Genomic DNA, 10,101 nt, shown 5'->3' on the forward strand with positions numbered 1-10,101 from the left:
CGACATGCTGCACTCCCCCTCGGGTTTCCCTCTGGGATAAGTCGGATGACAGTAGGTCTTATTTTCATAGAACTCTAACCTAATCTATTGCTAAATAGATATTTATTACACCGCCTTATGGGCGCACTTCAAATACCAGATTATAGCTGCCAGCAGGATAATCGGAGACTCTACAAAGAAGTCACCCTGTTTTTCAATCCAGGTTTTGTTCAAATTTAACATGATGGTATAGCTTGCTTCGTATGCGTCAGAGATGTCTGTCATGAACTCCGGATTGATGGGATTGCAGCGGTGTGAGCGGTGCGGATCATCGAAGTTGATGACGTAAAAATGCGGCTTTACCTTGTATTTGTCCATATTGTGCAATAAGGTATTGTAGGCAATGGTGGAAAGGTCATCAAATTTATAATCATAGATATAGACACTGAAACCTTTGGATATCATCTGTTTGATGTAGTTGTTTACCACTGCATATGATTTACCGGATCCCGGTGTTCCCAATACGATGGTCGCGCGGAAAGGATTGACCACGTTGATCCAGCCGTCGTTGAGCTTGCCGCCATACTGGAATCTGGTGGGTAGATTGACCGAATATTCATTCTCCATCAGCCTTGTTTCCTGCATGAAGGATTCGTTTTCCATATTAAATACGTCCTCCATAAGGTTATACCTGTAAAGTCTGCTGATCCACAGTCCTGACATGAGCAGGCATAGATAACCGGCTGCGAGTGTCACTACATACAGGGCAGTAATCGCTTCGTGCGGAAAAGGCATGTCAAGCAGCCACCAGTTCATGAAAAACAGAACCGCCCCGGCAGTAAGTACCGCCCATATACGCTGCCATGTAATCTTCTCACTCTTGACTCCGATAGTACCCATACAGGATATGGCCAGCAGAAGAACTGCCATCAGTTTTGTCCAAAGGATACAGCTGAATATACCGGTTGTCCTGTCAAAGTTCATCAGTATCCGGTCTATGACATCCAGATTCAGATGCCAGGCACTCATACTGGGATAGCAGTACACATAAACGTGGACTACCAGAATAAAAATACTGACTGCCCTGCCGAATTCCATAATCTTGGCAAGGGCTCTCAAATCGTCTTCCTGTTGCATAATGATGTAGATGATTGTGGGGGAATCCGTTGTTCCCTCTGTTGTTGACTCATATTGATTGATCAGATACCGCGTGATTTGCGCTTCTGCGGTTTCTTTTTCCGTTTCATGCGGCGACGGAACGCTTCTTCCTCGTAATCGACTGCCGGATTTGCCTCAAAGGAGAAAATGCCTGACGCCTGTTCAAGCGCACTGTTTTCTTCCATACGGTGACCGTACCGTTTCCAAAGTTCCTCCGGACCGGACTGTTGTCTGTCCTGCCAGGGTATTCCTTCCCACCAGTTGACAAGGCCGTTGAATACGTTGGCGGAAAACTCCTTTCCCATACGTGAACCGTTGAATGCCTCACGACGTTCATGGTCTATGAATGTGACACCGTAGATACGTCCGGTATCGTTCCTTCGGAATACCACATCAATGTGCTCCTGTTTCAGCAGTTCCCTGAATTCCTGTTCCGATTTTGCGTTACGCATGGCCCATACGACCTTGCCGGATATGGCAGGAGCCCATCTGCCTTCCTTGAAGTCCTGTGTATGCCGTAACATACGTTCGGACAGTCCCGTATTTCCGAAACGCTTGCCGAACCTTGCACTTTTTATCGGAGGGCTGACCACTTTCCCACTATCATCTGTAGCCGAATAGATGATACCCGTATAGGGTGTTCCCTTGTATTCGCCCCGAACCTGGCGGGCTTCAATGTTCAGTGTGGAAAGCAGTGCGGAATACTCTCCGAAAGTCTGGAAACGGTAGCTTTCCAGTACGGCCTTCAGTGTGTTTCCTATCTGATGGCGTATATTCCCCTGTGAGACATCCACCTTTTTCAGTTCCGCTTTCGGATTCCGTCTTTCCGTATCCGCACTGTTACGCAGTCCGAATTCATGTTCCAGTTCCCGGCAGGCTGTCATTGAACGGCGGTGCTCATAGGAGTCATTGATTTTCCTTCCTTCATCGTCAATGCATACACTCACGATATGTACGTGCGTGTTGCAGGTATCTCCATGTCTGTACACGATGAACGGCTGGTCACCATATCCCATTTTCTGCATGTATTTTTCTGCCAGTTCCGCCAGCCTGTCATTGTCCAGCCTGTCTTCCGGTGCCGGACTGAGGGCGATATGCAGAACCGGCTTGTCTGTCCTCCTGTTTGCCGTCATATGGTTTTCAAATGAAAGGAGAGCCAGACGTATGTCCTCGCTCGGCAGTCCCGGGCGGTCAGAAATCATCCGATGTCCTGACAGGATTTCCGCCGTTCCCTGAAATACCTTTTCATGGTTATAGGACAGTGCCCCGTAAAGGCTTGTCCCGTGACTTATCTTTGCAACCATTTCTGTTCATATTCTTTGGTTAATGCCATAATCTGCTTGTTGAGCAGTATCAGTTCCAGGGTAGCCTTTTCAAGTTTGTAAAGCAGGGACATCGCTCTTTTGTCCCCGAAATTTTTCTGTACGGCCCTTACGACCTGATTATAGTTGTTGCCTATTGCCTGGAATTGTCTGTAAAATTCCCCGAGCCGAATGTAATAGTCCATGGAAACTTTGTCCACCTTGATTACCTTCAGCTGTTCTGAAAAGATTGATTTCTTGATAAAGATTGTCCTGTCCCTTGCTCCGGATTCCAGAAACAGTTTTTCAAATCTGCTTTTTTCCTGCGCGTTCAGACGGAAATTGTACTTGTAGTCCGCCGGATCAGTCTTTGGTTTTCTGCCTGTCCTTCTTGCCTGTTTTTTCTCCATGCTTTTCTGCTTTTGGGTTATATTGCTTTCTCCGTCAGATTTTCCGACTTTGGAGGAAAATCCCCTGACCGTGAGGGAGGGCAAGTTGGTTTTTGTATGGCAGAAAACTTTCTGTCGTACAAAAACACAACTTGCTCTGTTCGTTTGAACAGAGAATCCACCTCCGGCGGATTGCTGCGCGACGTGAGCGGCGTGCTGCTGTCCGTCAGAAGATGTTGCAAGCCGTCTATCGGTTCTGACTTTGCAAAATTATGGCCGTGTAAACAGTTGTGAAATAGTGGATTGTATGACATGTAACGACGTCTGATGACATCTGATGTCATGGTATCAGTTACATATTACCTGTATGATTGAAAGACCTTATTTTTGACATAGATTTTATTGTAACAAAGTGTTGCGATAATAAGATGTGATTGTAAGGAAACCATGTTATAACATGGCAATAATGTGTTGAAATATTGATATGATAACATAACAACATAATGTTATAACAATATGTGAATGTGTTTATGTAGTATTATGTTCTTGTAATGTCCTCTCATTATAATCCTATCATATAATGTCAGTAGATTAATGCTTTAATGTAAAAATGCATTGTTGCTATGCTATGTCATTATAGGGAAATAATGACATAAGGATACATTAGTGTGATACTGTATAATTATAAGAATGCAATATCTGAAAATGAATCTGAATATTAACCCCAAAACAAAGAAAGTATGAACAAGCGTCCGATTCTTGTCGCCTTCAGTAATCAGAAAGGCGGTGTGGGTAAGTCCACGGTAACAGTAGTACTTGCCAGTTATTTCAATTATGTAAGAGGTCTGAAAGTTGCTGTCGTTGACTGTGACTATCCCCAGTTCAGTCTGGAAAAACTAAGGGGAAGAGATTTGAAGAACCTTGAGAAAAGCGAGTATCACCAACGGCTTTTCTGCCGCCAGTTTGAGGACGGTTCCCGAAAGGCCTATCCGATTGTTACTTCCACGCCGGAGTCAGCCGCAGAGATTCCCGGCAAATTGGAAGGTGATTATGACCTGATATTCTTCGATCTTCCCGGAACGGTGAACTCCCGTGGTGTATTCGAGTCCGTCATGAACATGGATTTTATTTTCACTCCCATTGTAAAAGACCGTATGGTCATGCAGAGCAGCCTTTCCTTTGTATCGACCGTTCAGGATTTTATCGGACAGCATCCGGAAGCTCCCCTAAAGGACATACGTTTATTCTGGAACCGTATGGACAGCCGTACTTCCAAGGAACTGTATGTAATGTATAATGCAATAGTGCTCCGTATGGGTTTGAAGGTCTTTGAAACCGTACTTCCGGATCTTGAACGCTTCAACAAGGAAATGACACCTTCTTCCAGGCAGCATTTCCGCTGTACTCTTCTTCCTCCTTCCGAATCATTATTGAAAGACAGCCGCCTTGAAGCGTTTGCTCAGGAGATGGAACGTATCATATTTCCGGGATAAGAACTATGGCAAAGAAAAGAGAAATATTCAAAGTGGATGAGGATGTCCTAAAGGACATGATGGCCAGTGAATCCATCTCCTGTGGCAAGTATGGGGGCGATGTCGGTGGAAATGTTGTTTCTGCTGCAGAAAAAGGGAAAAATGTGGCGGAAGTAGAGAAACTGGAACAGGAAAAGTCCCGCAAAACGATACGTGCTGACCCTGGATTAGAAAAGAAGGTGGAGATGTATAGGGAATTGTTTTTGGACAAAAGAAAGTCGGTACACCGGAAACAAACCTATATCAGCTATGATATGTATTGCAAGCTGGCACGTATCCTTCCTCTTTTAAGTGATGACATGAGTGTGCCTGCTTTTTTAGATAATGTGTTGGCACACCATCTTGAGACTTACAGTAAAGAGCTCGGCGAGCTGTTTCGCCGTAAAACCCAAGAACCATTCTGATATGGAAGAATTAATATACCTCTGTGTACGAATTGTCTGTATAAGTTATTTGTTGTACTGCGTGTATGGCTGGAGAAAACATATTGAAATTATTTGTACTTTGCTTTATGCGAAACCTGTTTCACAAAAGGAAAAGAAAGAAGCTGCTGGAACGGAATCTGCAGTTTCAGATGCAGAAGTGATGGGAAGTACCCGTTATGTCTATCTGGACGAGAATGCCGGGAAGACTGCCGCTCCCTTCATGAGCCAGCCACTTGAAAGGAATTTTATCGGTGAAGAGGAGGACGTGCAGCAGGAAGACGTGGAATGCAACCTTCAGCTGGAAAAGATGAAACTCCTGCAGGAAGTCCAGGAAGACCTTGATGCGGAGTCTCCCGAAGTGGAATCCGTATCACCTGTTCTGTCCAGCAGGGACATGGAAGTACTCGGCGAATATCTGACACATCAGGATGAAGCCGACCATGAGAAGGCCATGCAGGCAGCTCGTGTCCTGTTCTCCATCAGGCAAACCAGCCTGATTGATGTGTTCCTTTCCAATATGGAAAATTCCGCGATTGTAGAGGAACTGATAGACAGGTTTCTTGATGAGGACGGCAATCCCAAACCGCTTAAAGTAAAGGATGGGAATGAACCGTCTGACAACTGGCGGAAATATATCTGACACCGATATATTCAGGCATCCCGGAAATCTTTTCGGGATGCTTTTTTTATGTCTGTAAGGCTTCCTGAATGACATCTGATGACATCTGGTGACACCTGATGACGGTGTTGTATCACAGCGGTTTAAGCCTTATATATTTGCAGTCGAATTCAACATTTATGTCAAACTCCAAAATGATTCGACAATGAAGAGAAGAATCCTATTTTCAGTATTGTGTGTGCTGGCAGCGGCAGGTGCCTTCGCACAGGGACAGGGTCTTGCCGGCATCAATGAGGCTACCAGCCTTATGACTTCGTATTTCGATCCGGCCACCAAATTGTGTTATGCCATCGGAGCCGTACTCGGTCTGGTCGGCGGTATCAAGACGTATGGCAAGTTCAGCAGCGGTGACCCGGATACGTCCAAGACTGCGGCAAGCTGGTTCTTCGCCTGCATCTTCCTGATTGTGGCCGCCACCATTCTCCGTTCCTTCTTCCTGTAAGCCATGGATTACCGTATAAACAAAGGAGCAGGCCGTCCGATTGAGTTCAAGGGCTTGAAATCACAGTACCTGTTCTTTTTTGCCGGAGGCCTTGTATCGGTCTTTCTTGCGGTGGTTGTCCTGTATATGGCCGGTGTCAGCCAGCTGGTATGTCTGTCTTTCGGGGCGGTATCCGGTACCCTGGCCGTATGGCTGACCTTCCGCATGAATGCCCGCTACGGTGAGCACGGGCTGATGAAGATGCTGGCCGAAAAACGCCATCCGCGCTATTTGTCAGCCCGTCGCAGAATATTCAGAGCATTAACCAAAAAGAAGAGAAAGAAATGAGAAGTGTATTGAAGGCCTGTGATCTGGAAGACAGATTCCCGATTCTGGCCGTGGAAAACAACTGCATCGTAAGCAAGGATGCGGACATTACGGTAGCCTTCGAGGTCGAGCTGCCTGAACTGTACACGGTGACGGCGACGGAATACGAAGCCATTCACGGTACCTGGGTAAAGGCCATGAAGGTGCTTCCCAATTATTCGGTCGTGTACAAGCAGGACTGGTTCGTCAAGGAAAACTACCGGAGCGAAGGAGACGGGACGGAAAGTTTCCTGTCCCGCAGCTATGAGCGTCATTTCAACGAACGCCCGTATCTCAGACACCGCTGCTTCCTGTATCTGACAAAGACTACACGCGAACGTGCCCGCCGCCGCAGTGATTTCAGTACCCTGTGCCGCGGCTATATCCTTCCCAAGGAAATCATGGACTGGGATTCGGTCGTGAAATTTCTGGAGGCGGTGGAGCAGTTCGAGCGTATCATGAACGATTCGGGGCATGTCAGGATGAAGCGTCTTAGAACTGAAGAGGTTATCGGAACGGAAGAATGTCCCGGGCTGATTGAAAGATACCTGACTCTCGGTATGGAGGACACGCACCCCGTATTACAGGACATCTGCCTTGATCCGGAACGTATGCGCATCGGTGACAAACGTCTTTGCCTGCATGTGCTTTCCGATACGGAAGACCTTCCCGGCAGTGTGGGCACGGACATGCGTTATGAGCGCTTGTCCACTGACCGTAGCGACTGCCGTCTTTCGTTTGCGGCTCCGGTAGGACTTCTGCTTTCATGCAACCATGTCTATTCGCAGTACGTGTTCATCGATGACGCGCAGGAAATCCTGCAACGCATGGAAAAGACTTCACGCAACATGCTGTCCCTGTCGAAATACAGCCGCAGCAATGCCGTGAACTATGAATGGGCAGAAATGTATCTGGACGAGGCGCATACGAAAGGGCTTGTTCCGGTTCGGTGCCACTGTAACGTACTGGCCTGGGCGGAAGACGAGGAAGAGTTAAGGCGTATCAAGAACGATACCGGCAGCCAGCTTGCCCTGATGGGATGCGTACCCCATTACAACACGATAGATACCCCGGTGCTGTACTGGTCTGGTATTCCAGGCAATGCGGGCGATTTTCCGGCTGAGGAAAGTTTCTATACCTTTCTGGAACAGGCTGTCTGCCTGTTTGCTTCGGAAACGAATTACCGCAGTTCGCCCAGCCCGTTCGGTATCCGTATGACGGACAGGCAGAGCGGCGTACCGCTTCATCTGGACATCAGTGACCTGCCCATGCGCAAGGGAATCATCACCAACCGCAACAAGTTCATACTCGGTCCCTCCGGCAGCGGTAAATCCTTCTTTACGAACCACCTTGTCCGCCAGTATTATGAACAGGGTACCCATATCCTGCTGGTGGATACCGGAAACAGCTATCAGGGACTTTGCAGCCTGATTCATGACCGGACACATGGCGAGGACGGTATCTATATCACCTATGAGGAGGACAATCCCATCGCCTTCAATCCGTTCTATACGGATTCCGGGGAATTTGACGTTGAAAAGCGTGAAAGCATCAAGACACTGATACTCACACTCTGGAAACGTGAGGATGAAGCCCCAAGGCGTTCGGAAGAAGTGGCCCTTTCGGGAGCGGTGAACGCATACATCCGCAGGATAACGGAAAACAGGGATGTCAGACCCGATTTCAACGGATTCTATGAGTTTGTGCGTGATGACTACCGCCGGATGATTGAGGAGAAGAAAGTCCGTGAGAAGGATTTTGACATTGACGGTTTCCTGAACGTGCTGGAACCGTTCTACCGTGGCGGTGATTATGATTTCCTGCTTAATTCGGACAAGGAACTGGATCTTACCAACAAGCGCTTTATCGTATTTGAACTGGACAATATCAGCGGAAACAAGGTACTTCTGCCCGTGGTCACGCTGATAATCATGGAAACCTTCATCGCCAAGATGCGCCGTTTGAAAGGCATCCGCAAGATGATACTCATTGAGGAATGCTGGAAAGCCCTGATGTCCGCCAATATGAGTGAGTACATAAAGTATCTCTTTAAGACCGTCAGAAAATATTTCGGGGAGGCTGTCGTGGTCACCCAGGAAGTGGATGACATTATCAGTTCCCCTGTCGTGAAGGAAGCTATCATCAACAACAGTGACTGCAAGATTCTTCTTGACCAGCGGAAATACATGAACAAGTTCGACCATATCCAGCGGCTTCTCGGACTTACCGACAAGGAACGCGGACAGATCCTGTCCATTAACCAGGCCAACCATCCCGGACGTTTCTACCGTGAGGTCTGGATCGGTCTTGGCGGTACCCAGTCGGCCGTGTATGCCACGGAAGTCAGCGATGAGGAATATGCCGTATATACCACGGAAGAGTCGGAAAAGCTGGAATTGCAGAAGCTGGCTAAGGAACTGGGCGGAAATCTGGAACTGGCCGTGAAACGCATTGCGGAAATGAGAAGGGAAAGGAAAAGGTCAAACGGTAAAGCATAACGGTTATGAATGACAGTTTTGAATCGGATGAAAGAAAGCGTAAGGAGACAATCGAATGTCTCTACTGGTCCCTGATGAACGGATGGGACATACCGAAGGAGATCCGTGAACATTACGGATTTTCAGAGGACTATGAACTGTACCACCGGCTTGAAAGTATGGAACCGGAAGATTACAGGGAAAGAAGGCTCAGAGGCGAGATACCTGATGCCGTGGAGGTCGATGTAAGACTGACACATGCTGTGGAGAAGGTCTTCGAGCGGCTTTGTTCCCCTCCTCCCGTACAGTATCTCGACAAGCTGTACGGGGAACTGGAAAAGCTGGGAGGTTTCATCGCCAACCCGAAGAATATTGACAGCCCTTTCATTAATTCCGGTTTTCTCATGAAATACGGCATTGACCGGAATTCCCCGGATGAAATCAAACGGCAACAGGCAGAAAAGGCCTATAAGGAACTTTATGCCAGGTTTGAAACCATGGTCGGCCTGAAGTCCCCAAACAAAAAGGACGACAACGCTATCCGCAAGGAATGCCGGCAGCCAGCCTGTAAAGAAAGGCTGTCCGGAAAAGCCCGCATCCCGGTCAGTCCGAAGCCCAAAAGACGCAAGATGGGGCTTTGAAAAATTTAGTAAAACAAGACAACATCATTAAAAAAGACAAGACATGAAAAACAGACAGTTGTACAGACTGGCCGCCTGCCTGATCGGGGCGGCATCACTGCTGCTGCAGAGCTGCAGTGAGAGCAGGTTTAAGGACTGTGACCGCCTGTGCGGTTCATGGAGCAGTGTGGAAGGCAAGCCCGATGTCCTTATATATAAGGAAGGGGACGCCTACAAGGTGACGGTCTTCGCCCGCAGCGGAAAGACACGGAAGCTGAAGCCGGAAACCTATCTGCTGGTGGAAGAAAACGGTAACCTGTTCATCAATACCGGCTACCGCATAGACATCGCCTACAATGAGGCGGCTGACGTATTGACCTTTTCTCCGAACGGTGACTATGTAAGGAAGGAGGTACGTCCATGAGAAAAAGACTGCTGCTGCTTTGTGCAGGAACCTTTTTTCTTGCCGGACAGATACGGGCACAGTGGGTGGTGACCGATCCGGGAAACCTTGCCCAGAGTATCATCAACATGTCGGACAATATCGTGCATACCTCTTCAACCGCGACAAGTACCGCCCAGAATTTTGCGGAGACGGTGAAGATATACCAGCAGTACAAGAAATACTATGATGGTGCGCCCGTATAGGCGATATAATAAATGTAGCATTGGCAAGCTATTAGGTAAGTGTTCCAATATTTACCTATCATCACCAGCTTATCTGCCCACGAAAGGACGGCAGGGAGTATAGCAC

The 10,101-nt window shown here is 47.7% G+C and carries 10 protein-coding genes and 2 pseudogenes; 9 read left to right on the plus strand and 3 right to left on the minus strand.

Features of this window, described 5'->3' with window-relative positions; translation table 11 throughout:
- Positions 1–126: 126 nt before the first annotated feature.
- From H3001_RS17890 to mobA, 3 genes and pseudogenes are all read right to left on the minus strand, one after another.
- A pseudogene (locus tag H3001_RS17890) lies at positions 127–1,116 on the minus strand (YWFCY domain-containing protein); the annotation flags it as partial.
- A gap of 62 nt (positions 1,117–1,178) precedes the next feature.
- Positions 1,179–2,441 carry a conjugal transfer protein MobB gene (gene mobB, locus H3001_RS17895; protein ID WP_118308666.1) on the minus strand — a complete coding sequence of 421 codons (1,263 nt, stop codon included), beginning with the start codon at positions 2,439–2,441 and terminating at the stop codon, positions 1,179–1,181.
- Positions 2,426–2,848 (minus strand): conjugal transfer protein MobA, encoded by a 423-nt coding sequence (mobA, locus tag H3001_RS17900; protein WP_032584188.1) that lies wholly within the window; start codon positions 2,846–2,848, stop codon positions 2,426–2,428. Before mobA ends, mobB begins: the two co-directional genes overlap by 16 nt.
- A 719-nt stretch (positions 2,849–3,567) precedes the next feature.
- Between mobA and H3001_RS17905 the strand changes: the two genes are divergently transcribed.
- The 9 genes and pseudogenes from H3001_RS17905 to H3001_RS17945 all read left to right on the plus strand — a co-directional run.
- A complete protein-coding gene (locus H3001_RS17905) occupies positions 3,568–4,320 on the plus strand; it encodes a ParA family protein (protein WP_118308668.1) in 753 nt (250 codons plus the stop codon).
- Between the two features lie 5 nt (positions 4,321–4,325).
- Positions 4,326–4,763, plus strand: a complete 438-nt coding sequence (locus H3001_RS17910) for a DUF3408 domain-containing protein (RefSeq protein ID WP_118308669.1) — start codon at positions 4,326–4,328, stop codon at positions 4,761–4,763.
- A 1-nt stretch (position 4,764) separates the two neighbouring features.
- On the plus strand, positions 4,765–5,424 hold the full coding sequence (locus H3001_RS17915; protein WP_118308670.1) for a DUF4122 family protein: 660 nt from the start codon (positions 4,765–4,767) through the stop codon (positions 5,422–5,424).
- A gap of 184 nt (positions 5,425–5,608) precedes the next feature.
- Positions 5,609–5,905, plus strand: a complete 297-nt coding sequence (locus H3001_RS17920) for a DUF4134 domain-containing protein (protein WP_007843736.1) — start codon at positions 5,609–5,611, stop codon at positions 5,903–5,905.
- Positions 5,906–5,908: 3 nt separating this feature from the next.
- Positions 5,909–6,232 carry a DUF4133 domain-containing protein gene (locus H3001_RS17925; RefSeq protein WP_005776857.1) on the plus strand — a complete coding sequence of 108 codons (324 nt, stop codon included), beginning with the start codon at positions 5,909–5,911 and terminating at the stop codon, positions 6,230–6,232.
- Positions 6,229–8,748, plus strand: a complete 2,520-nt coding sequence (locus tag H3001_RS17930) for a TraG family conjugative transposon ATPase (RefSeq protein WP_118308671.1) — start codon at positions 6,229–6,231, stop codon at positions 8,746–8,748. Before H3001_RS17925 ends, H3001_RS17930 begins: the two co-directional genes overlap by 4 nt.
- Before the next feature lie 5 nt (positions 8,749–8,753).
- Positions 8,754–9,368, plus strand: a complete 615-nt coding sequence (locus H3001_RS17935) for a hypothetical protein (protein WP_118308672.1) — start codon at positions 8,754–8,756, stop codon at positions 9,366–9,368.
- A 43-nt stretch (positions 9,369–9,411) separates the two neighbouring features.
- Positions 9,412–9,771 (plus strand): DUF3876 domain-containing protein, encoded by a 360-nt coding sequence (locus H3001_RS17940; protein WP_004294975.1) that lies wholly within the window; start codon positions 9,412–9,414, stop codon positions 9,769–9,771.
- Positions 9,768–9,980, plus strand: a pseudogene (locus tag H3001_RS17945) (DUF4141 domain-containing protein); the annotation flags it as partial. The gene H3001_RS17940 and the pseudogene H3001_RS17945, both read left to right, overlap by 4 nt.
- Positions 9,981–10,101 lie beyond the last annotated feature (121 nt).

The organism is Phocaeicola faecicola, from assembly GCF_013618865.1.
GTDB classification, from domain to species: Bacteria; Bacteroidota; Bacteroidia; order Bacteroidales; family Bacteroidaceae; genus Phocaeicola; species Phocaeicola faecicola.

What these genes read in the sequence shown, in the direction of transcription:
- mobB (WP_118308666.1), bottom strand. Translation starts at nt 2,441, where the DNA reads ATGGTTGCAAAGATAAGTCACGGGACAAGCCTTTACGGGGCACTGTCC.
- mobA (WP_032584188.1), bottom strand. Translation starts at nt 2,848, where the DNA reads ATGGAGAAAAAACAGGCAAGAAGGACAGGCAGAAAACCAAAGACTGAT.
- H3001_RS17905 (WP_118308668.1), top strand. Translation starts at nt 3,568, where the DNA reads ATGAACAAGCGTCCGATTCTTGTCGCCTTCAGTAATCAGAAAGGCGGT.
- H3001_RS17910 (WP_118308669.1), top strand. Translation starts at nt 4,326, where the DNA reads ATGGCAAAGAAAAGAGAAATATTCAAAGTGGATGAGGATGTCCTAAAG.
- H3001_RS17915 (WP_118308670.1), top strand. Translation starts at nt 4,765, where the DNA reads ATGGAAGAATTAATATACCTCTGTGTACGAATTGTCTGTATAAGTTAT.
- H3001_RS17920 (WP_007843736.1), top strand. Translation starts at nt 5,609, where the DNA reads ATGAAGAGAAGAATCCTATTTTCAGTATTGTGTGTGCTGGCAGCGGCA.
- H3001_RS17925 (WP_005776857.1), top strand. Translation starts at nt 5,909, where the DNA reads ATGGATTACCGTATAAACAAAGGAGCAGGCCGTCCGATTGAGTTCAAG.
- H3001_RS17930 (WP_118308671.1), top strand. Translation starts at nt 6,229, where the DNA reads ATGAGAAGTGTATTGAAGGCCTGTGATCTGGAAGACAGATTCCCGATT.
- H3001_RS17935 (WP_118308672.1), top strand. Translation starts at nt 8,754, where the DNA reads ATGAATGACAGTTTTGAATCGGATGAAAGAAAGCGTAAGGAGACAATC.
- H3001_RS17940 (WP_004294975.1), top strand. Translation starts at nt 9,412, where the DNA reads ATGAAAAACAGACAGTTGTACAGACTGGCCGCCTGCCTGATCGGGGCG.